This is a genomic window from Aquaspirillum soli, from assembly GCF_054781915.1.
This window is the reverse complement of the sequence record NZ_BAAGTM010000002.1, coordinates 86,121-108,699: the sequence shown is the minus strand read 5'-3', so window position 1 is coordinate 108,699 and position 22,579 is coordinate 86,121. Positions and strand designations below refer to the sequence as shown.

At 51.0% G+C, this 22,579-nt stretch carries 21 protein-coding genes; 10 read left to right on the top strand and 11 right to left on the bottom strand.

Annotation, left to right across the window (positions count from 1 at the left end; genetic code table 11):
* Positions 1–129 precede the first annotated feature (129 nt).
* Both dxs and ACYVJG_RS02515 read right to left on the bottom strand, forming a co-directional pair.
* Complete coding sequence (dxs, locus tag ACYVJG_RS02520) at positions 130–1,989, bottom strand: 1-deoxy-D-xylulose-5-phosphate synthase (RefSeq protein ID WP_460429620.1); 1,860 nt, start codon at positions 1,987–1,989, stop codon at positions 130–132.
* 19 nt (positions 1,990–2,008) lie between these two features.
* Positions 2,009–2,875 (bottom strand): polyprenyl synthetase family protein, encoded by an 867-nt coding sequence (locus ACYVJG_RS02515; protein WP_460429870.1) that lies wholly within the window; start codon positions 2,873–2,875, stop codon positions 2,009–2,011.
* A gap of 250 nt (positions 2,876–3,125) precedes the next feature.
* Between ACYVJG_RS02515 and gyrA the strand changes: the two genes are divergently transcribed.
* From gyrA to aroF, 9 genes are all read left to right on the top strand, one after another.
* A complete protein-coding gene (gene gyrA, locus ACYVJG_RS02510; RefSeq protein ID WP_460429619.1) occupies positions 3,126–5,744 on the top strand; it encodes a DNA gyrase subunit A in 2,619 nt (872 codons plus the stop codon).
* Positions 5,728–6,174 (top strand): PaaI family thioesterase, encoded by a 447-nt coding sequence (locus ACYVJG_RS02505; RefSeq protein WP_022654506.1) that lies wholly within the window; start codon positions 5,728–5,730, stop codon positions 6,172–6,174. The genes gyrA and ACYVJG_RS02505 overlap by 17 nt, the downstream gene beginning before the upstream one ends.
* Positions 6,171–6,611: a PaaI family thioesterase gene (locus ACYVJG_RS02500; protein WP_022654507.1), complete on the top strand. Its 441-nt coding sequence runs from the start codon at positions 6,171–6,173 to the stop codon at positions 6,609–6,611. Before ACYVJG_RS02505 ends, ACYVJG_RS02500 begins: the two co-directional genes overlap by 4 nt.
* 36 nt (positions 6,612–6,647) lie before the next feature.
* Positions 6,648–7,733, top strand: a complete 1,086-nt coding sequence (gene serC / locus ACYVJG_RS02495; protein ID WP_460429618.1) for a 3-phosphoserine/phosphohydroxythreonine transaminase — start codon at positions 6,648–6,650, stop codon at positions 7,731–7,733.
* Positions 7,734–7,750: 17 nt separating this feature from the next.
* Positions 7,751–8,848: a prephenate dehydratase gene (pheA, locus tag ACYVJG_RS02490; protein WP_460429617.1), complete on the top strand. Its 1,098-nt coding sequence runs from the start codon at positions 7,751–7,753 to the stop codon at positions 8,846–8,848.
* Positions 8,849–8,861: 13 nt separating this feature from the next.
* Positions 8,862–9,443: an LOG family protein gene (locus ACYVJG_RS02485; RefSeq protein WP_460429616.1), complete on the top strand. Its 582-nt coding sequence runs from the start codon at positions 8,862–8,864 to the stop codon at positions 9,441–9,443.
* 24 nt (positions 9,444–9,467) lie between these two features.
* The gene (gene hisC / locus ACYVJG_RS02480; protein ID WP_460429615.1) at positions 9,468–10,577 is read left to right on the top strand and encodes a histidinol-phosphate transaminase; all 1,110 of its coding nucleotides are present in this window, start codon (positions 9,468–9,470) and stop codon (positions 10,575–10,577) included.
* A gap of 51 nt (positions 10,578–10,628) precedes the next feature.
* Positions 10,629–11,315, top strand: coding sequence for an isoprenoid biosynthesis glyoxalase ElbB (gene elbB, locus ACYVJG_RS02475; protein ID WP_460429614.1), 687 nt, complete (start codon positions 10,629–10,631; stop codon positions 11,313–11,315).
* Between the two features lie 85 nt (positions 11,316–11,400).
* Complete coding sequence (gene aroF, locus ACYVJG_RS02470; RefSeq protein WP_460429613.1) at positions 11,401–12,423, top strand: 3-deoxy-7-phosphoheptulonate synthase; 1,023 nt, start codon at positions 11,401–11,403, stop codon at positions 12,421–12,423.
* On the opposite strand, the gene ACYVJG_RS02465 is transcribed toward aroF, so the two are convergent.
* Both ACYVJG_RS02465 and dapF read right to left on the bottom strand, forming a co-directional pair.
* Positions 12,424–13,092: a DUF484 family protein gene (locus ACYVJG_RS02465; RefSeq protein ID WP_460429612.1), complete on the bottom strand. Its 669-nt coding sequence runs from the start codon at positions 13,090–13,092 to the stop codon at positions 12,424–12,426. It abuts the gene before it with no gap.
* Positions 13,089–13,919, bottom strand: coding sequence for a diaminopimelate epimerase (gene dapF / locus ACYVJG_RS02460; RefSeq protein WP_460429611.1), 831 nt, complete (start codon positions 13,917–13,919; stop codon positions 13,089–13,091). Before dapF ends, ACYVJG_RS02465 begins: the two co-directional genes overlap by 4 nt.
* A 285-nt stretch (positions 13,920–14,204) precedes the next feature.
* On the opposite strand from dapF, the gene ACYVJG_RS02455 reads away from it, so the two are divergent.
* The gene (locus ACYVJG_RS02455) at positions 14,205–15,458 is read left to right on the top strand and encodes a two-component system response regulator (protein ID WP_460429610.1); all 1,254 of its coding nucleotides are present in this window, start codon (positions 14,205–14,207) and stop codon (positions 15,456–15,458) included.
* Between the two features lie 21 nt (positions 15,459–15,479).
* On the opposite strand, the gene ACYVJG_RS02450 is transcribed toward ACYVJG_RS02455, so the two are convergent.
* From ACYVJG_RS02450 to ACYVJG_RS02420, 7 genes are read right to left on the bottom strand one after another with little or no spacing between them, the layout of a single operon-like run.
* A complete protein-coding gene (locus ACYVJG_RS02450; RefSeq protein WP_460429609.1) occupies positions 15,480–16,892 on the bottom strand; it encodes an exonuclease domain-containing protein in 1,413 nt (470 codons plus the stop codon).
* Positions 16,893–18,047 carry an MFS transporter gene (locus ACYVJG_RS02445; protein WP_460429608.1) on the bottom strand — a complete coding sequence of 385 codons (1,155 nt, stop codon included), beginning with the start codon at positions 18,045–18,047 and terminating at the stop codon, positions 16,893–16,895.
* 1 nt (position 18,048) lies between these two features.
* Positions 18,049–18,450: an RNA-binding S4 domain-containing protein gene (locus ACYVJG_RS02440; protein ID WP_022654611.1), complete on the bottom strand. Its 402-nt coding sequence runs from the start codon at positions 18,448–18,450 to the stop codon at positions 18,049–18,051.
* Positions 18,447–19,100: a fumarylacetoacetate hydrolase family protein gene (locus ACYVJG_RS02435; protein WP_460429607.1), complete on the bottom strand. Its 654-nt coding sequence runs from the start codon at positions 19,098–19,100 to the stop codon at positions 18,447–18,449. The genes ACYVJG_RS02440 and ACYVJG_RS02435 overlap by 4 nt, the downstream gene beginning before the upstream one ends.
* A 20-nt stretch (positions 19,101–19,120) precedes the next feature.
* Positions 19,121–20,473: a TrpB-like pyridoxal phosphate-dependent enzyme gene (locus tag ACYVJG_RS02430; protein ID WP_460429606.1), complete on the bottom strand. Its 1,353-nt coding sequence runs from the start codon at positions 20,471–20,473 to the stop codon at positions 19,121–19,123.
* 51 nt (positions 20,474–20,524) lie between these two features.
* Positions 20,525–21,004, bottom strand: coding sequence for a ribonuclease E activity regulator RraA (gene rraA / locus ACYVJG_RS02425; protein WP_460429605.1), 480 nt, complete (start codon positions 21,002–21,004; stop codon positions 20,525–20,527).
* A 33-nt stretch (positions 21,005–21,037) separates the two neighbouring features.
* Positions 21,038–22,534: a DegQ family serine endoprotease gene (locus tag ACYVJG_RS02420; RefSeq protein ID WP_460429604.1), complete on the bottom strand. Its 1,497-nt coding sequence runs from the start codon at positions 22,532–22,534 to the stop codon at positions 21,038–21,040.
* Between the last annotated feature and the right edge of the window lie 45 nt (positions 22,535–22,579).

Here is a 22,579-nt window from a genome sequence, read left to right as displayed (position 1 = left end):
TCGCGCAGTTCAAACCGCCATGAGGCTTGTTCTGAGTGTTCTACGACTTCTCATCAAAAAAACAAAACCCCCAAAACAATCGGGGGTTTGTCAGTGGTCTGAAGACGAACACCATGTTCGCCCAGATCGTCATACATTCTCGCAGGTCGATAACCACGTTTTCACCGAGGCGAGAATACCCTCGGCATCTAAACCACAGTCCGCCAGCAACACCGCTGGATCGCCGTGTTCAACAAACTCATCAGGTAAACCAAGATGTAAGAAAGCTGGACGATGAGAACAGGCGGTCAAAGCTTCAGCACAGCCAGCGCCAGCACCACCCGCCACCGCATTTTCCTCAATCGTCACAAAATAACGATGCTGCTGTGCCAATGAGGTCAACAACGCCACATCCAACGGTTTCACAAAACGCATATCTACCAGCGTTGCATCACAGGCCTCAGCCGCTTGCCACGCAGGATGCACCATACTACCAAACGCTAAAATGGCAATTTCACCTTGTCCTTGCCGTAACACCCGCGCTTTCCCGATGGGGAAGGCAGTCATATTGCTATCGGGCACTACACCGCTGCCACTACCACGCGGATAACGCACAGCCACTGGCCCATCGTGCAAAAAGCCAGTGTAGAGCATCTGACGACATTCATTCTCATCCGAAGGTGCCATCACCACCATATTGGGAATGCACCGTAAATACGATAAATCAAACGCGCCAGCATGGGTTGGGCCATCGGCACCAACTAAACCAGCACGATCAATCGCAAACAACACCGGCAAATTTTGAATTGCCACATCATGAATCAGTTGATCGTAAGCACGTTGCAAGAAGGTAGAGTAAATCGCCACCACCGGTTTCAGACCATCACAGGCCATCCCTGCGGCAAAGGTCACCGAGTGTTGCTCGGCAATACCGACATCGAAATAGCGGTCAGGATGTTCTTTTTCAAAACGCACTAAACCCGAGCCCTCGCGCATCGCTGGGGTAATCCCCACCAAGCGATGATCGATTTTGGCCATATCACATAACCAATCCCCGAAAATCTGGGTGTAGCTTGGTTTACTCGTTCCTTTTGCCGTTGCTAAACCACTGGCAGGACTGAATTTTGATACGCCGTGATACAACACAGGATCGTTTTCGGCCAGCTTATAACCTTGTCCTTTACGGGTCACCACATGCAAAAACTGCGGGCCAGAGAGCTGGCGGATATTCGAGAGGGTGTCGATTAAGGTTGGCAAATCATGGCCATCAATCGGGCCAAGATAATTAAAACCAAATTCTTCAAACAACGTTGATGGTGTGATCATGCCCTTGACGTGTTCTTCTGCCCGCGCAGCTAATTTCTGCAACGGCGGAGCAATGCCGAGCACGTTTTTCGAGCCTTTTTTCATCTTGGCATAAAAACGACCACTCATCAGCTTAGTGAGGTAATGGTTCAATGCCCCGACATTAGGCGAGATTGACATATCATTGTCGTTCAAAATCACCAATAAATTGGCATCCATCGTGCCAGCGTTATTCAATGCTTCAAACGCTTGGCCGGCGGTCATCGCACCATCGCCAATAATCGCCACCACGCGACGGTCGAGTCTGGCTTGTTTGGCAGCGACGGCCATACCGAGGGCGGCTGAAATCGAAGTGGAAGAATGACCGACACCAAAAGTGTCATACGGTGATTCACAGCGTTTTGGAAAGCCAGCAATCCCACCTTTTTGCCGTAGGGTGTGCATGAGATGGCGGCGGCCAGTCAGAATTTTATGCGGATAGGTCTGATGTCCCACATCCCACACCAAACGATCATCTGGGGTGTTAAATACGTAATGCAGGGCAATGGTTAATTCGATGGCGCCTAAATTCGAGGCAAAGTGTCCACCGGTCTTGCTGACCGATTCCACAAGAAATTCTCGCAACTCACGCGCCAACACAGGAAGGTCCTTACGGTCGAGGGCACGCAAATCCGCAGGGGAGTCGATACGGTCAAGTAAGCTCATGATGGCAAGCATTCATCCATTAAAAAGAACGGGTAATGATGTAGTCCGCTAGTTGCAACAGGCGCTTGGCATCATCACCAAATGGGGTTAAGGCAGCGCGGGCATCTTGATGCAAGTCCGCTGCAAATGCCTTGGCAGCGGCTAAACCCATGATACTGACGTAGGTAGGTTTGTCTTGGGCGGCATCTTTGCCGGCGGTTTTGCCTAGGGTTTGGCTATCCGCTTCACAATCTAAAATATCATCTACCACTTGGAAGGCCAGACCCATCCGGCCAGCAAAACGTTCCAACGCTGCGATCTGTTCGGCCTCTACCTGTCCGGCATGCGCCCCTAATAAGATAGCAGCTCGGATCAATGCCCCCGTTTTCAAGCAGTGCATCTGTTCCAATTCAGCTTGATTAAGCTGTTTGCCCACGGCGGCCAAGTCAATCGCTTGTCCACCCGCCATCCCACCAGCACCACTGGCATGGCTTAACTCTTTCAATAATAACAGTTGTGTATTCGCTGTTAGGCTGGGTAAGGGTTGGCATAGGATTTCAAAAGCCAATGTTTGCAAAGCATCACCCGCCAACAGCGCGGTGGCTTCATCAAAGGCAACGTGACAAGTCGGTTTACCGCGTCGCAAGACATCGTTATCCATACACGGTAAATCATCGTGCACCAACGAATAGCTGTGAATCAGCTCAACCGCACAAGCTGCAACGTCTAACACTTCGGCAGAGGCATGACTGAGCTCACCCGCAGCATAGACAAGCAAGGGCCGTACCCGTTTTCCGCCATTTAACACCGCATAACGCATTGCGGCATGAAAACGCTGTGGATGTTTTTGTTCAGAAGGCAAAACACGCAATAGAGCCTGTTCTACCTGATGTTGTTGCGCGGCCATCCAAGATGGTAAAGAAAGGGCAGCAGGATGCAAGATACAGTCTCCCAAGCGTGAGCAACAGTCGAAAACGGGCGGATTGTATCGGTTTTACCCAAGCAAGGCATCTAGCAAGCTCAGACTGCCTTGGCTATGGCCACAGCAAGGCACATAGTTTGCATCTAATTTCATTTTATTGCCGCCTGTGTTTAGGACGCTGTCCGTGTTAGAATCTGGGTCATTTTTCGTACCGCAAAGTGTGTGCGCTGACCTCATGACAGACCAATTATTCGCCAAGGAAACCATTTCCATCAGTCTCGAAGAGGAGATGCGTCGTTCCTATCTGGATTACGCCATGAGCGTAATCGTAGGGCGCGCGCTCCCCGACGTGCGTGATGGCCTCAAGCCTGTTCACCGCCGCGTGTTATTCGCGATGCACGAACTTCATAACGACTGGAATCGTGCTTATAAGAAATCTGCCCGTATCGTGGGTGATGTGATTGGTAAATACCACCCACATGGCGACACGGCGGTATACGACACTATTGTGCGAATGGCACAGGACTTCTCGCTACGCTATCCCCTGATTGATGGCCAAGGTAACTTTGGTTCGGTGGATGGTGATAATGCTGCTGCGATGCGTTATACCGAAATTCGTATGGCACGCATTGCCCATGAATTACTCGCCGATATTGAAAAAGAAACCGTTGATTTTGGGCCAAACTACGATGGTTCTGAACATGAACCGCTGGTTTTACCTGCCAAAATCCCGAATTTATTGATCAATGGTAGCTCGGGGATTGCCGTGGGGATGGCAACCAATATCCCACCGCACAACCTCAATGAAGTGGTCAATGCACTGTTGGCCTTACTCGATAAGCCTGACTTAACCATTGATGAGCTGATTGATTTTATCCCTGCCCCCGATTTTCCGACTGCCGGTATTATTTACGGCACCGCTGGGGTGCGTGAAGGCTATCGTACCGGCCGTGGACGGGTGGTGATTCGTGCGCGTACCCACGTCGAGGAATTTGGCAAAGATCGCCAAGCCATCATCATCGATGAGCTGCCTTATCAAGTCAACAAAGCCAATTTGTTAATCAAAATTGGGGAGTTGGTGCGTGAGAAAGTGGTGGAAGGCATTTCCGATTTGCGGGATGAATCGGATAAGTCGGGTATGCGCGTGGTAATTGAACTCAAGCGCAATGAAACCCCTGATGTTGTACTGAACCATTTATACAAACACACCCAGCTGCAAGACAGTTTTGGCATGAACATGGTGGCCTTGGTTGATGGTCAGCCGCGTTTACTTAACTTAAAACAAATCCTCGAAGCCTTCCTGCGCCATCGCCGCGAAGTTGTGACCCGTCGCACTGTGTTTGAACTGCGTAAGGCGCGTGAGCGTGGCCATATTCTAGAAGGTCTGGCGGTTGCACTGTCGCATGTCGATCAAGTGATTACTTTGGTGAAAAGTGCACCGAATCCGGCACAAGCCAAGAGTGAATTGATGGCGCGGACGTGGCCGTCTGCTTTGGTCAGCGAGATGTTGAGCAAAGTCGATGCACAACAAGCCCGCCCAGAAGGTTTATTACCAGAATACGGTCTTTCTGCCGCCGGTTATCGCCTGTCCGAAGCTCAGACTCAAGCCATTTTAGAGTTGCGCTTGCAGCGTTTGACTGGTCTGGAACAAGACAAAATTATCGGCGAATACCGTGAAGTGATGGATACCATCATCGACCTGCTTGATATTTTGGCGAAATCCGAGCGAGTGAATGAAATCATCGCACAAGAGTTGAACCAAATTAAAACCCAGTTTGGTGATGCGCGTCGCTCGGAAATCGAAAAATATGGCGCGGATATTCACATCGAAGATTTAATCCCACGCCAAGATATGGTCGTCACCCTGTCGCATAGCGGTTATATGAAAGCGCAGCCGATTGGGGATTACCAAGCCCAACGCCGAGGCGGACGCGGTAAACAGGCAATGGCAACCAAAGAAGAAGATTTCATTGATAATCTTTTTGTTGCCAATAGCCACGACTATCTATTGTGCTTCTCGAGTTTTGGTCGGGTGTATTGGATCAAAGTCTATGAATTGCCACAGGGCAGCCGCAATTCACGCGGTAAGCCAATCATCAACTTACTCCCACTGGCAGAAGGTGAAAAACTGAATGCCATTTTGCCAGTGCGTGAATTTAGCGATGACCGTTTTGTCTTTATGACCACCCGCGCCGGTATTGTGAAGAAAAGCGCCTTATCCGACTTCTCCCGTCCACGCAGCAGCGGCATTATCGCCCTTGGTTTGGATGAGGGTGATTATCTGATTGGCGCATCGATGACCGATGGCAGCCATGAAGTGATGTTGTTCTCTGATGCTGGCAAAGCAGTGCGGTTTGATGAGCAAGAAGTGCGTGCTATGGGTCGCAGTGCGCGGGGTGTCAAAGGGATGGAATTGCCAGAAGGCAATTTTGTGATTGCCATGCTGAGCGCACCTGCCAATGCTGCCGACTTTGCCCAAGTGCTGACTGCCACTGCCAAAGGCTATGGTAAACGCACACCGATCAGCGAATATCGTAAGAGTCGTCGTGGCACACAAGGCGTGATTGCCATTGACACCGGCGAACGCAACGGCGCCTTAGTCGCCGCCGCTTTGGTTGAGGAAACCGATGAGCTGATGCTGATGACCGATGGTGGTGTGTTGATTCGCACCCGTGTCGCAGAAATTCGGGAAACCGGCCGTGCCGCCCAAGGCGTGCGGTTGATTAACTTGGACGAAGGCGAAAAATTAGTCAGTTTGGAAAAAATCGCCGAACGTGACGAGGACGATACCACGCTTGGTGAGGCAGAAGCTGAGGGCGAAAACAGCGAGGTGGTTCATGACACCGTTGATTGACCGCATGCAACAATGGTTCGTCAGCTTGCCGCATTGCGCCACGCTGGGTCTGCGTTTTGTAGATAGCGCAGAGAATTGGGTCATTTTAGCGGTGGATTGGCGGGAGGAATTAGTCGGTAACCCTGCCACGGGTGTATTACACGGTGGCGTGATTACCAGCTTGGTCGATACCTGTAGCGCGTTGTCGGCATTCACTGGCTTGGAAGAAGCGGAAGCGATGGCCACGCTCGACCTGCGTATTGACTATCTCAAGCCCGCACAGCCACAGCAAACCGTGTTCTGTCGGGCGGAATGTTATAAGTTGGGACGACAAATCGCCTTTACTCGTGCGGTGTGTTACCAACAGGACATGAATAATCCGATTGCACACGGTCTAGCAACCTTTATGCGGGCTTCAAGTCGGGCAGTTTTAGGCGGAGGACAGGCATGACCAGCGATTACATGACCCGTTTTTTAGCCTTGCGTGATGCCAAAGACTATCACGGGATTATTGACAGTATTCCTTACGCCCGCTTGCTAGGGGTTGAAATGTCTGAAGATGGCGAAGGAAATCTGCTGTTTACCTTGCCTTTTGCCGAGCGTAATGTCGGCAATCCCATCCTCCCAGCATTGCACGGTGGGGTCATTGGTGGTTTTTTGGAAAATGCGGCCTTAATTCATCTGATGTGGATTCGGGAATCGCTCGAACCGCCAAAGGTGATCGATTTTTCTTTGGATTATTTAAAAAGTGGTCGGCCCCAACCGCTGTTCGCACGGTGTTCTCTCACCAAGCAAGGCAAGCGTGTAGCACACATGTTGATTGAAGCGTGGCAAGAAGATGCGCGCCAGCCAGTCGCTGTCGCACGTGCCCATTTCTTATTGGCTTAACCTGCCGCTGCGGCGGCCCTCGGAGATTCTCAACTGATGAGTAAGGTGTATAACTTTTCTGCAGGGCCTGCGGTCCTGCCGTATGAAGTGTTGTTAGACGCACAACGTGAACTCGCTGATTGGCATGGTTCTGGCATGTCAGTGATGGAAATGAGCCATCGTGGGCGCGAATTTATGGAAATCATCCATCAAGCTGAAGCCGATTTGCGCACGCTATTGGATATTCCAAAAAACTATAAAGTGTTGTTTCTCCAAGGCGGTGCCACCAGCCAATTTGCGATGGTGCCAATGAATTTGTTGCGTGGAAAACAATCCATTGACATCGTGTTGACCGGTCATTGGTCAAAAATGGCAGCAAAAGAAGCCAAGCACTTTGCGAATGTCAATATTGTTGCCAGTAGCGAAGACCGCGCCTTTAGCTATGTGCCAGAACAAGCACAGTGGCGTTGTTCACCCGATGCCGCGTATTTGCATTATGTCTCGAACGAGACAATCGGTGGTGTGCAATTCCCCTTCGAACCCACTGCTGATGTGCCAGTGGTGTGTGATATGTCCTCCGACTTTTTATCACGTCCAATCGATATCAGCCGCTACGGTTTGATTTTTGCCGGTGCCCAGAAAAACATTGGCCCCGCAGGGTTGACTGTGGTGATTGTGCGTGAAGATTTATTGGGCGAAGTGTCGCCAGCAACGCCAACCATGTTCGATTATCGCGTTCATGCTGACGCTGAATCGATGTATAACACCCCACCGACATTCTCGATTTATATCGCTGGTTTGGTGTTCAAATGGTTGTTGGCCCAAGGTGGTATCAAGGGCATTGCCGCACGCAATGAAGAAAAAGCCCATCTGTTATATCAAGCGATTGAAGACAGCGCCGGTTTCTATAGCTGCCCTGTTGAAGCGCCATTCCGGTCAAAAATGAATGTGCCGTTCCGCATTCATGATTCGGCCTTGGATGCCTTGTTCCTTGAACAAGCAGCAGATCGCGGCTTAGTACAACTTAAGGGGCACCGCTCGGTGGGTGGCTTACGGGCATCGATTTACAATGCGATGCCAATTGATGGTGTCAAAGCGCTCGTCAACTTTATGCACGACTTCGCTAGCCGTCATCCGCGTTAATGCCCGAAGGAAAGATTATGTCTGCTGCCCCTCATGCCCCCAACCACGACGACCAAGCCTTAAGTACCCATCGCCATGCCATCGACAGCATTGATGCGGAAATTTTGTCTTTACTCAATCAACGTGCTGGCCATGCGCGTGCCATTGGTGAGATCAAAGGCGGTGGGGTGATTTATCGCCCTGAACGTGAGGCTCAGGTATTACGCCGCATTAAAGACTTGAACCAAGGCCCGCTACCAGATGAATCGGTGGCGATTCTGTTCCGTGAAATCATGTCGGCGTGCTTGTCATTAGAAAAACCGCTGTCGATTGCTTTCTTAGGCCCAGAAGGAACATTTAGCCAAGCGGCGGCGGTGAAACACTTTGGCCATGCGGCCAATACAGTGGCTTGTGTTTCGATTGATGAGGCATTTCGGGTGGTTGAGGCGCGCAACTGTGACTATGTGGTTGCGCCGGTGGAAAACTCCACCGAGGGCGCAGTCGGACGCACCTTGGATTTGCTAGTCAGCACGCCGCTAAAAATCTGTGGCGAAGTGGTGTTGCGCATTCATCATCATTTATTGCGTAAAAACCCAGACGCCCCACTCCCGCGTAAGGTCTATTCTCACGCGCAATCGCTGGCTCAATGCCACGAGTGGCTAAACCGTTTCTTGCCTGATGTTGAGCGCGTGTCGGTGGCAAGTAATGCCGAAGCAGCACGCTTAGCCAGCGAGGATGAAACCGTTGCTGCGATTGCTGGCACGGCAGCAGCAGAACGCTATGGTTTGGTGCGGTTGCATGAAAATATCGAAGATGAACCTAATAACACCACGCGCTTTTTGGTATTGGGGCATCAGGATGCTACGCCATCAGGCCGTGATAAAACCACGTTGGTGTGCTCTGCTCAAAACCGTCCGGGGGCGGTACACAGCTTGTTAGCTCCCTTGGCCGATGCCGGTGTCAGCATGACCAAACTCGAATCTCGCCCCTCTCGCACCGGATTGTGGGAATATGTATTCTTTATGGATTTAGAAGGTCACCAAGCCGACCAAAAAATGCAAGAAGCATTGGATGCTTTGCGCCAACGGGCGGCTTTTGTGAAAGTGATTGGTTCATATCCCGTGGCGGTGATTTAAGGAACAGAACATCGTGAAAAATCTGTGCGTATTTTGTGGCTCTCAGTTCGGTAATCGCCCAGAGTATGAAGTGGCTGCCCGCTTGTTGGGGTTGGAATTAGCGGGTCGTGGCATACGCCTGATTTATGGTGGTGGCCGTGTTGGCTTAATGGGTGTGGTGGCTGATGCGGTGATGGCAGCCGGTGGCGAAGTGGTGGGAGTCATTCCCGAATTTCTGATGCAAAAAGAAATTGGCCACGTCGGACTGACTGAACTGCATGTGGTCGATTCCATGCACAGCCGCAAAGCCAAGATGGCCGAGTTGGCCGATGGTTTTGTTGCCTTGCCGGGTGGTTTTGGCACATTCGAAGAGTTTTTTGAGGTTCTAACTTGGGCCCAACTTGGTATGCACAACAAACCGGTTGGTCTGTTGGATGTGGCAGATTTTTACTTGCCGATGGTGGCGTTTTTACGCCACTCCGCTGCCCAAGGTTTTATCCGCAACGACCATTTGTCTTTGATTGTCCATGCCCGTGAACCAGAAGACCTGATTCAACGCTTAAGCGGCTATCAGGCCGTCACTGTCCCAAAATGGTTAGACCGCGCTGGAGCCTAATTTTACGTTGATTTTGGAGTGTTCATGCTGTACGCAACCCTTGCCCCCGAGTCGATCCGTGCGATCGCCCCCTATCAACCCGGAAAGCCCATCAGCGAATTAGCACGCGAGATGGATTTAGACGAGGCCTCGATTGTGAAATTGGCCTCGAATGAAAACCCGCTTGGTATGGGGTCACAAGCACAGGCCGCACTACAGGCCGCTGTCGCCGATTTGGCACGTTATCCCGATGGGAATGGCTTTGCGCTAAAACACGCCCTTGCCTCGCGTTTTAAAGTGGCACCACAGCAAATTATTCTCGGCAATGGTTCAAATGATGTGTTAGAGCTGGTGGCACGAACCTTTTTGGGCCCGGGCGATGAGGCCATCTATTCGGAGTTTGCCTTTGCCGTGTATCCGCTGGTGACACAAGTGACTGGGGCAACAGGGGTAGAAGTGGCAGCTCAGGCATGGGGACATGATTTAGCGGCGATGCGGGCGGCGATCACTGAAAAAACAAAAATTATCTTTATCGCCAATCCAAATAACCCCACTGGCACCCTTTTACCTGCCGATGAGCTGCATCAGTTTATCGCCAGTGTTCCGAAGGAAGTGCTGGTCGTATTGGATGAAGCCTACACCGAGTATCTGGCGGAGGGCGAAGGCGGCGACAGTGTGGCGTGGACTCGTGAGTTTCAAAATCTGATTGTCAGCCGCACTTTCTCGAAAGCCTATGGCCTAGCCGGTTTACGTGTCGGTTTCGCAATTAGCAATAGCGAAGTCGCAGATTTGGTAAATCGAGTGCGACAACCATTTAATGTCAATTCGCTGGCCCAAGCTGCGGCTGTCGCTGCCTTGCAAGATGAGGCTTTTTTACAAGAAAGCCGCCGTGTCAATGATGAGGGAATGCAGCAGATTACCGCTGCGTTAACCGAGATGGGACTCAGCTTTATTCCCTCTCGTGCGAATTTTGTCACCTTCCACTGCGATCATGCAGCACAAATCAATGATTATTTACTGCATCATGGGGTCATTGTGCGGCCGTTGGCTGGCTACCGGATGCCAAACAGCCTGCGTGTGAGCATTGGTCTAGCTGAAGAAAACGCCCGCTTTATCACAGTCTTGCGTGAGGCTTTGCAACACTACGCTGGCTAATTCCCGTCCTGCTCCCTAAATGGGAGCATTGCTTGTTACTGGAGGTTATTCATGACGTCTTCCGCCCTACCCGTTGCTGTAATGTTATCTGGTTCTGGTGTTTATGATGGTTCTGAACTGACCGAGGCGGTCAGCCTAATCGTAGCGCTTTCACAAGCGGGATTGGACGTTGCCTTTTTTGCCCCCAATCGCCCACAAATGCACGTCATCAATCATGCACAAGGGCAAGTGGCAGAGGAAAGCCGCAATATCCTGACCGAATCGGCACGGATTGCACGCGGTAAAATTCATGCCTTAGACGAGCTCGACGTAGCAAACTACGCTGCAATCGTGATGCCGGGTGGTTTTGGTGCCGTGAAAAACTTCACCGATTTTTTAACCGCAGGTGACAAAGCACAACTGGCTGACGATATTGGTCAAGTGTTACGTCAAGCGCTACAAAGCAAAAAGCCGGTGGTCGCACTGTGTGCAGCGCCCCTCGCTGTGGCTATCGCGGCGCGTGATGTGGGATTGAGCAATGTGCAACTGACTTTGGGGGACTGTGAATACCCTGATATGGTGAAAGCAGCTGCCAGCTGGGGTATTCCTCATGTTGTAACTGCAGTCGATCAAGCGTGTGTCGATCACAACAACGCCATTATCACTGCACCGGCGTATATGTATGGCGATGCCACCCCAGCACAGGTCTTTACCGCTGCACAACAGGCGGTACACGCTTTGGTCAAACTTTTATCGTAATCCCTACCCTGATCCCCCTCTCCGTACTCACAGTTGGGTGATTACCACCGCAGGAGAGGGGGACTTTTTTTAGGAAGTCGTGTCGATGATTATCATCATGCAAAGCCAAGCGCAAGAAGCCGAGATTCAGGCGGTGGTCGAGCGTATTGAACGGGCGGGTTTAACCGCGCATGTTTCACGCGGCACCGAGCGCACTTTAATTGGCGCTGTCGGTGATGAACGTCAACTGAGCAGCGAAGTATTTGAGCGATTGGCGGGTGTCGAAAAGGCCATGCATGTGGTGAAGCCTTACCGCTTTGTATCGCGAGAAGGTCATAGCAACGATACTGTGATTGATATTCGTGGGATTAAATTAGGCGGTGGTCTGCCAGTGCAAGTGATTGCCGGCCCTTGCTCGGTCGAAACACAAGAACAGATGGATGCCGCAGCAGAAGCGGTGGTGGCTGCCGGTTGTCGCATGATGCGCGGTGGGGCATTCAAACCCCGTACCAGTCCCTACGCCTTCCAAGGTTTGGGCATCACGGGTTTAGAATACTTTTTACATTCTGCCCGCAGTCGTCAATTACCCATCGTGACCGAACTGATGGATGTGCGGATGTTAGACACCTTCTTGGAATACGATGTGGATGTAATCCAAATTGGTGCCCGCAACATGCAAAACTTTGATTTGCTGAAAGAAGTCGGACGGGTCAACAAACCTGTGATTTTAAAACGCGGTTTATCCGGCACCATCAGTGAATGGCTAATGGCCGCCGAATATATTGCGGCGGGGGGAAATCACAATATTATTTTCTGTGAGCGCGGTATCCGCACCTTTGAAACGGCCTATCGCAACGTGTTAGACGTGACTGCCATTCCGGTGCTGAAACGTGAAACCCATTTGCCGGTGATTGTTGACCCCAGCCATGCCGGAGGTAAAGCGTGGATGGTACCCGCTTTATCGTGTGCTGCAGTAGCAGCAGGCGCCGATGGTTTGCTGATTGAAGTCCATCCTAACCCCTGCGAGGCATGGTGTGATGCTGACCAAGCGTTAACGCCAAGCCAGCTCAGTGAATTGATGCAACAACTGCGCGCTTTAGGCGCTGCATTACAGCGCCCCTTGGCCTAATTACAGTTCTAACGTGCGTTCAAACGCCGCTGCCATTAAAGCGGCGATACGACTCAACAACTCGGTATTCATATCCGAGGTAAAACGGGTCGGGTCGTCGCTGGCCAATGCCAACATACCAAACACTTCACCACGCACCGTCCGCAGTGCCACCCGCGCAAAGGATTGCATCCGATGGGCGTCGGGGAACCACTGCAATACCGCATCGCTGGCATACGGCCCACAATAAGGCCGCTCACCCAAGCGTTCGAGTTCAGGGATATTGGCCAGATAAATTTCACCCAAACCCTGCGCTCTGGGATGTACCAAGCGAATATCAGCACACGGGACAGCAAAGTCTAACCGTAAATGGCTATACGAGACTTGTAGCACCCGTTCTGGGGTTGTTGCGCGCAATAAATCAATCGCCATCCGATGGGCACGGTCAACAATCACATCGTTTTGTTCACCATAACGCAGTAGCTCACGCATATGCGAAGCCAACTGACGATTTTTATCACGCAACAGCAACAACTGACGTTCAATCAACGGCACGCTATGGGCAGCATGCGGATGTGGCACCTGAATTTCTGCCAACATCTCGGCATAGTCATGAAAAAACTCGGGATGTGAAGCCAACCACGCAGCAATATCTGCTGCATTCATCGCCATAATATCGTCCCCTTTCACAGTGTGACCTCGCCTTGGAATACCGTTACCGCAGGCCCAGTCATCCATACTGAATGGCCATTGCCAGCCCATTCAATCCGTAAAACACCACCGCGTGTGGTGACTTCGACACTGGCATCAAGCAAGCCACGGCGAATCCCACTGACCACAGCAGCACAGGCGCCCGTCCCACAAGCCAGCGTTTCCCCTGCACCGCGCTCAAACACACGCAAGCGAATATGGCTACGATCAACGACTTGCATGAAGCCTGCGTTAACGCGCTGAGGAAAACGCGGATGATGTTCAATATGTGGCCCCCATTCTGCCACGGGTGCGGAGTCCACTTCATTCACACATAACACCGCATGAGGGTTACCCATCGACACCACCCCAACGGCGATATTGATTTGATCGAGGGCCAATAGATGTTCCACGGCATCTTGCTCGGCAATAAAAGGGATATCAGCAGGTTCAAAGCGTGGTTTTCCCATATCAACGCGCACCAAACCGCCGTCCAACAACTCCGGCACAATCACCCCACGTGCGGTTTCTACCCGAATTTGTTTTTTATCTGTCAAACCCTGTTCAAAGACAAAACGGGCAAAGCAACGGGCACCATTGCCACATTGTTCAACTTCGCTGCCATCGTTATTGAAAATACGATAGCGGAAATCGTTGTTTGGGTCGTGTGGCGGTTCAACCAATAGCAATTGGTCAAACCCAATGCCAAAACGGCGATCACCCAGCTGTTGCAGCTGGTCTGTCGATAAATTGACCTGTTGGCGCACCCCATCCACCACCACAAAATCATTGCCCAACCCTTGCATTTTGCTAAATCGCAGTTGCATAACAGACTTTCTAAAACCAAACATAAGAGAGCTCAGATGATAACAAAGAGTGCTGAAGCGCATGTAGATAGAGATTACAGAGCGCTTAAAGACTGACAACACATACTATCTAACACGATCTAGCTATTTCAGGTATTAAATCGCAAAAAATCGGCGATTTGTTTATCAAAAACACATTTTTGTTTTATATGCTACAGGTTTTCAGCAATTGTCGTAGTCGTTTGATATTTCTATCATCCTTGTTAAGCCATCTACCCATTCATCTCTCAGAAAAATCATCAAATTATGAAAATCTTATATGCTGAAGACTCTATTTCTATCGCAAAACATGTACAAAATGTACTAGAAAGCATGGGTTACCATGTCACCCATGTGGCAAATGGCTTGGAAGCAGTGAAGGCGTATCAGGCTTCACCACCTGACTTGGTGTTAATGGATGTGGTGATGCCGGTGATGGATGGGATTGAAGCAACGCGACAGATCAAGAAAATGGGCGGGGAGAAGTGGGTACCGCTGATTATTATGACCAGCTTGACTGGTAACAATGAAATCATCGAGGGGTTTACCGCTGGTGCAGATGATTATTTAGTGAAACCGATGGATTTAAATGTCTTAGAAGCACGGATGCGTTCGATGCAGCGCATCGCCACCATTCAAGGCAGTTTGTTCGGTATTCTCGACAATATGTATGAAGGCGTATTGGCGATTGACGATGCAGGTATTGTGAAGTCGTACAACAAAGCTGCACAACAGATCTTTGGCTATACCGCCGAAGAAGTCATTGGGCAGAATGTCAAAATGTTGATGCCTTCGCCATTTCGTGATGAGCATGACGGCTACCTTGCCCGTTACAACCACGAAAAAACCCCACGCATTATCGGCACAGGCCGCAAAGTCAAAGGACAACGGCGAGATGGCTCGGTGTTTCCAATGCACCTTGCGGTCACCGAAGTTGAACGCCCGGGTAAAAATCTGTTTATTGGCGTGGTGCGAGATATTTCGATTGAAGAAGAAGCCCGCAAACGGATTGAATTTTTAGCCCATCACGACGCCCTAACTGGACTGCCAAACCGTGCCCGTCTTGGCGAGGTGTTAAGCCAAGCCGTGGCTAACCCTTACACCGAAGCGGCTTTATTGTTTATTGACCTCGATGGTTTCAAACCGATTAACGACCGCTATGGCCACGAAGTGGGCGATTTTGCTTTAAAAGAAGTCGCCAGCCGCTTGCAACAGGTCATCGGCGCCAGTCATTTTGTTGGCCGCTTGGGAGGCGATGAGTTTGTGGTCTTGCTCAACAACATCACCACCGAAGAAGGCGCTTTGATGTGGGCCAATCAGATTATTGATGCCATTTCAAAACCGATGCGCTTCAACAACAACATCACCTGTCTATTAGGCGCCAGTATTGGCGTGGCCTGTATTCCTAAACATGGTCGCAGCAACACCGACATCTTGTCTCATGCTGATGCAGCCATGTATGAAGCAAAGCGCGCCGGTAAAAACCGTGCCATCATGAGCAGCGGTAAAGCCGCAGAGTAAGGGCACACGGGAAAACGCGCATTAACCGCCTGTTGTTGCTTGTGCAAACGGTACAACCCGCGTGTGATCGAAAGGGGTTTTGAGTTGTTTGCGCAATAAGCGATAGATGTCGGCATCGAATGTTTTAGGGTGTGATAGCAAACCCTGTTCGGCGGTGCCGAGGTAACACCATTGGTCAATCACATGATGCAGCGTTTTCCCAGACAGCGGGTCTTGCTCAACCACAGCAATCGGTTGTGGAAATGGCCAGTTTTCCAGTTTCAACCGCGCCAGCGCAGTGACTAGCCGTTGGTTAAATGCGGCAGGTTGCTCACGCCCAACACAAGCACCACGACAGCGACGCACTTGAAAAGCAAAACAAGGCCCTTGCTGTTTACTGGTCACCTGTTCCACCCCCAAACGGCGCTGGCATAAACCATGTTGTTCAGCAATAGTCTGCAACACCCTTTTTGCCTCGCGTGGATGGCGAAATAAGCCATATAACGGGGTGGTGTTCTGGCTGAATACATCCTGCGTGGCCACTATTTTTGCTTGATAAAAGCCATCGCTATCAGCCACCAGTTCAATCGAGTAGCTCCCCGCCTCACCTCGCCCCATACGGTTAAGCAACGGTTGTTTTTGTTTAATCCACTGTGCCTCTAACAGCAAAGCGCCAAATTCACCCAAAGTTTCTTGCCATTCAATACGACACACCTGCTGTGCCAATTTCATTTCTTTGCTATTTCGATTAGCCGCATAAAAATGCTCTAATACTCGCGCCCGCAAGTTAATGCTCTTGCCGACATAGAGCAACGCATCACCCGCACCATAAAAGACATACACCCCAGCCTGTTCTGGTAAAGCATCCACCACGTCAGCATCGATACCCGCCGGCAATGCCGTGCGCCGTTTAAGTGCTTGAATCTCACGTTGTAGGGTGTCGGGGCTGTGTTGTTGCAGCAGAAAACGAATAAAAGCTTGTAGGCTTTCAGCATCGCCTAATGCCCGATGTCGTTCATGCACAGGTAAAGCGTGGCGTTGGATTAAAGCATCAAGATTATGTTTCCCTTCATCGGGATACAGCCGTTGCGACAGTTTGACCGTACATAAGGTTGAGGTTTGAAAACGACGATCTAAACGACGGAATTCATTTTTTAAAAAACCATAATCAAAACGGGCATTGTGCGCCACCAACACGCGCCCCTGAAGCCGCGTATAAATTTCATCGGCAAGTTCGGCGAAAATCGGTGCTTGTGACACCATTTCATTGCGAATACCGGTGATTTCTTGCACAAAAGGAGGAATCGCTTGTTGTGGATTGACCAAGCTAGACCAACGATCTCGTTCAACGGCCCCTTGCATTTCAATAATGGCAATTTCCGTCACTCGGTCGCGCAGCAAATCACCACCAGTCGCTTCTAAATCGACAATCACATAAGGTTTATCAAATAGCATCTAATTCTTCACCGATTCTGTACCACGCTGGATAGCATAACAGGCCAACCCATACGCCACACCCGCCGCACCCGCCGCAGGCAAAAACGCACTCAACATCCCTTGCCATTCCCACATCGCCCCTGCCACCAATCCACCCAAACTGCCCCCCAAGCCAAACGACACCATGATATACAGCCCCTGTGCCCGACCTTGAGCGTAAGCAGGGAAATAGCGATGAATCAGCGCCAACGCCGCTTGATGATGCAAAGCAAAGGTAAACGCATGGCCCAACTGCATCAACGCCATCAACCATCCCAACTGCGGCCACAGCGCAATACAGGTAAAACGCAATGCGGCAATCAATAAACTCACCCGCAGTAAATCAAGGCTGTCATAGCGTTGATTCAGATGTGTCACCCACCAAAATAGAGCAATTTCCGCCATCACCCCCAAATTCCACAGGCCACCAATTTGCAACGGGGAATAGCCCTGTTCAGCTAAACCGATTGAATAAAAGCTGTAATAGGGGCCATGCGCAAAGGCCATTAAAAAGAAGCAAACAAACAGCCAGATAATAGACCGTTGGCGGAAAAAACTGGAAATAGGGCGTAAAGGGATATCGGCGGTATGCGATGTTTTCACCCACGGCGGCACCAAGACACTGACCGCCGCTAAGGCGAACAACATCGCCAAAATCACCCACGGCACCACAGATAAACCAAACCACTCAATGACCGCTGCGGCAGAGAGGCTCGCCACCACAAAACCAATCGAGCCCCACACGCGAATTTGTCCATAACGTGCGCCGACATGATGCAGGGTGATCGCCTCCATTAACGGTAACGCCGCCGCCCAAAAGATCTGCATTACAGCCAAGCCGAGAAACATAAACCAGAAATCTTGCCGCCACAGTGCAAATAAGAATCCCAACAGGGACAGCACGCTGGCCAGTTGTATCAACTGGCGGCCTTGACCCGTGCGGTCTGCTAACAGCCCCCATAACACCGGCGGCCCCAGCCGCGACAAGGGGGAAAGCGCCAGTAACACCGCCACTGACCACGAAGAAAACCCTAAACTTTTAAGATAAGGGCCGAAATAGGGCGAAATCACACCCACAATGGAAAAATAAAAAAAGTAAAACACCGCCGCAGCGGTGGCTGGCGACAATGCCACCTTACCACCCACCAGAGCGGAAACGGTCGAGTTCGCGTCGATCTTTTTTAGTCGGGCGGTTTTGTCCTAAATCGCTGCCAGCATATAAGGCTTTTAGTTCTAATTGTCGTTGCTCGCGTGCAGCAAGGCTGGCTGCCGATTCTTGATACAGCTGTTGTGCAAGCGTTGCCGAACCACGTCGTTCGGACAACGCCAGCACCGTCAAGTGATATTCCAGCTGATTCAACTTTAGGAGAATCTGGTCACCGACTTTAAGGGTTTTGGCTGGCTTAGCACGTTCGCCATTGAGCCGGACATGACCCGCCTCAATCGCCTCTTGTGCCAGACCGCGCGTTTTATAAAAACGCGCCGCCCACAGCCATTTATCAATCCGAACCTTGCTTAATGCAGCGTCGGCGGTCATGCCTGCACCTCAAACCGCACATCAATCAGATTGTCCAACACCAAATATAAGTGATCGCCCGCCTGTAAGCGCGAGACCCCTTCGGGGGTGCCGGTGAAAATCACATCGCCTTCGGATAAACCATATAGCGTTGATAGATGGTGAACAATTTTAGCCACCGAGAACAACATCAATTTGGTGTTACCGCGCTGACGGACTTCGCCATTGACCGCGAGAGAGAAACTGAGTTGTTGCGGGTCGTTCACTCGCGTTGCTGGCACAAACTCAGACACACAGGCTGCCGAGGGGAAACCTTTGGCTTTGGTCCACGGCTGGCCTTTTTTCTTGAGTTCACTTTGCACATCACGGGCAGTGAGGTCTAAGCCAATGCCATAACCAGCGATATGAGACAAGGCGTCTTGCTCTGCGATATGCCGCCCCCCTTTGCCGATATACAACACCAGTTCACATTCATGATGCACATCTTGTGAATAGGCCGGCAGGGTGATGGGGTGGTTTTCGTCAATTAAGGCCGAGGTGGGTTTGAGGAACACCAGCGGTTCTTCTTCCACCACATTGCCCAACTCTGCCACATGGGCCGCATAGTTACGGCCAATGCAAAAGATATTGGCAACAGGAAAAGCCTGACCATCGAGCGTAATAGATGCCATGTCTCATCAATCCTTGTTATTTAGGCAAAGCTAGGCAAACGGGCCAACGCAGCGCGGATGGCTTCTTCTGGATAGACATAGTCTTCCAGTTCACCTGCAAAGTATTTATCGTAACTTGCCATATCAAAATGACCATGACCCGATAAATTAAAGAAAATCACCTTGGGTTCGCCGCTTTCTTTACAACGCAAGGCCTCATCAATCGCCGCACGAATGCCATGGCATGATTCTGGCGCAGGCACAATCCCTTCGGCACGGGCAAACGTGACACCTGCTTCAAAGGTTGCCAACTGCGGCACGGCCACTGCTTCGACCAAGCCTTCGTTGTAAAGCTGGCTAACCAAGCTTGAAGCACCGTGATAACGCAAACCACCGGCATGAATCGAAGGTGGCATAAAATCATGGCCGAGGGTGTATTGCTTCATCAACGGGGTTAAACCGGCGCTATCACCAAAATCGTAAGCGTAATGGCCACGGGTTAAGCTTGGGCATGAAGACGATTCGACGGCGACTAAACGGACGTTTTTGCCAGCCGCTTTATCTGCCAAGAACGGGAAGGCAACGCCACCAAAATTCGAGCCGCCACCACATGGCGCAAAGATCACATCAGGATAGTCGCCGGCAAGTTCAAATTGTTTCTTCGCCTCCAGACCAATCACAGTTTGATGTAACAACACATGATTCAGCACAGACCCTAAACCATAGGTGGTGTCTTTGCGGCTGGCGGCTTCTTCCACCGCTTCGGCAATCGCCAATCCTAATGAGCCGGGGTTGTTCGGGTCGGCGGCAAGCGCATCACGACCGGCAGCGGTCAAATCGGTTGGGCTGGCTAAGACCTCGGCCCCCCATGTTTGCATCATCGAGCGGCGGAAAGGTTTTTGCTGATAGCTGACCTTCACCATATACACCCGCACATCAATACCAAACATTTGGCCAGCGAGTGCCAACGAGGTTCCCCATTGACCGGCACCGGTTTCAGTGGTCATGCGGCGAATCCCCGCCTCGCGGTTATACCAAGCTTGTGCCACCGCCGAGTTGAGCTTATGTGAGCCAGCAGCACTGATGCCTTCATATTTGTAGTAAATCCGCGCTGGGGTACCGAGTGCCTGTTCTAAACGATGGGCACGGAATAGCGGAGAAGGCCGCCATTGTTGGTAAATCTCGCGCACTTCTTCCGGAATAGGAATCCAACGCTCGGTCGAGATTTCTTGTTCAATGATGTTATCGGGAAAAATCACCGACAAGGCATCAGGGCCAATCGGCTGGCCATCTGGCCCTAACACCGGCGCAGGGGCATTGGGCATATCGGCAACGATGTTGTACCAGTGGGTGGGGATATCCGATTCAGGCAATAAAAACTTGGTTTGTGGCATGACGAGCTTTCAATAGCGGCGGTGGCCACCGCCACCGCACAACGCAATCAATTACAGTAAAGGTTTAGGCGAAACAATCACACCGTCTTCATCGACATAGACGATCTGTCCGGGACGGAACGTCACACCTGCAAAGGTCACGACCAGTTGATGATCGCCAGCGCCCTTTTTCACCGATTTTAATGGATGGGTATTCAACGCCCGCACCCCAATCGGCAAGGCGTTAATCGCCACAGAATCACGAATACACCCATAGACGATAATGCCAGCCCAGCCATTCTTCACGGCCAATTCGCCGATTTGATCGCCGACCAAGGCACAACGCAGCGAACCACCGCCATCGACCACTAACACTTTACCGTGGCCGGGTTGGGCCAAGGCTTCGCGTACCAACGAGTTGTCTTCAAACACTTTGACCGTTTGAATCTCGCCACAAAAGCGCGTATGTCCCCCATACGATTGAAACATCGGGGTGGCGACTTGTAAGGTGTCGCTGTACTCGTCGCACAGATCAGTGGTTAAAAAGTCCATCTAAAGTTTCTCCTTTGTTTTTTGTTTTGACTGTCACTCTTTTAAGCGCAACGGAATAAACAGCGTGTTATCCATCCGCCGCACCAAGAGTGCAGCACTGTCACCGCTTTCATTCAATAATTTTTCTAGCGATTTGGCGTCAGCAATTTCATGCTGATTGACCGCGATAATAATATCACCATGCATTAAACCAGATTTTGCCGCCAATCCGCGCACATTTTCCACCAACACACCCCCCTTAATCGCCAGCTGTTGCCGTTGCGCTGTGCTTAATTCGGCAACCGTCAGACCTAACGAGGGGAAACTGGTTTTATTATTTTTTGGCGGTTCTTCTTTGCTTGGCGTCGAGACGGCATCAGGTTTTAACTCGGCCAACGTCACCTCGACTTCTAAAGCCTGCCCTTTACGCCACAGCCCCAATTTCACTTTGGTACCCGGCTGCCGCCCACCAATTAACAACGGCAAATCACGCGAACTCGCCACCGCTTCGCCATCTACCGTCAACACAATATCGCCAATTTGCAAACCAGCACTTGCCGCAGGGCTATTGGGTTCAACATTGACCACCAACGCACCTTCTGCTGTTTTACGACCAAACGATTGGGCTAAATCGAGCGATAATTCTTGAATATGCACACCTAACTGACCACGGCTGACCTTACCGTTTTTCTTGAGTTGTTCAGCGACTTGCATCGCGACATCAATCGGAATGGAGAAGGAAATCCCCATAAAGCCACCGGAACGGCTGTAAATCTGTGAGTTTATCCCCACTACCTCGCCTTTGAGGTTAAACAGCGGGCCACCGGAGTTACCCGGGTTAATGGCGACATCGGTTTGAATAAACTGGACATAGGTATCATCCGGCAAATTGCGTCCCTTGGCAGAAACGATACCGGCGGTAACCGTGTTATCAAACCCAAACGGCGCGCCAATCGCCGCCACCCACTCGCCGACTTTTAATTGCGAGGCTTGGCCAATTTTCACTGCAGGCAATTGTGTGGCTTCGATTTTTAAAACGGCAACATCCGTGCGCTTATCCATCCCAATCAGTTTGGCGGAGAACTCGCGTTTGTCTGCCATCTTGACCTGAATTTGACTCGCCCCTGCCACCACATGGGCGTTGGTCATAATGAAACCATCGGTGGATAGAATAAAACCAGAGCCATACGACATCGCTTCGCGCTCGGTCGGTGCGCTGCGGCCACCGCCTTGACCGGGTGGCATAAATCGCTTGAAAAACTCAAAGAAGGGATCGTCTTCTGGAATCGGGAAAGGGAACGGCGAGGTATTTTCCTCGTCTTGTTCTTCGCGGTTATTGGCCGTGATATTGACCACAGCCGGCCCTTCACGCTCGACTAATTGTGAAAAATCAGCCACCAACATCCCGACGGGTGCCCCAGCTTGTTGGGTGGTCACCGGTGGGGTTTGGGCGGGTTGATTAAAATACTGTTGGATACGATCACAACCGGTTAAGGCCACGGCCAATGCCGTTACGATAGCGACACGCGGGAAAGATGGAGAAATAAGCATGATTGTGTCCTTATCAGCAGGGTCTATCTTCGCTAGACCAAGGCA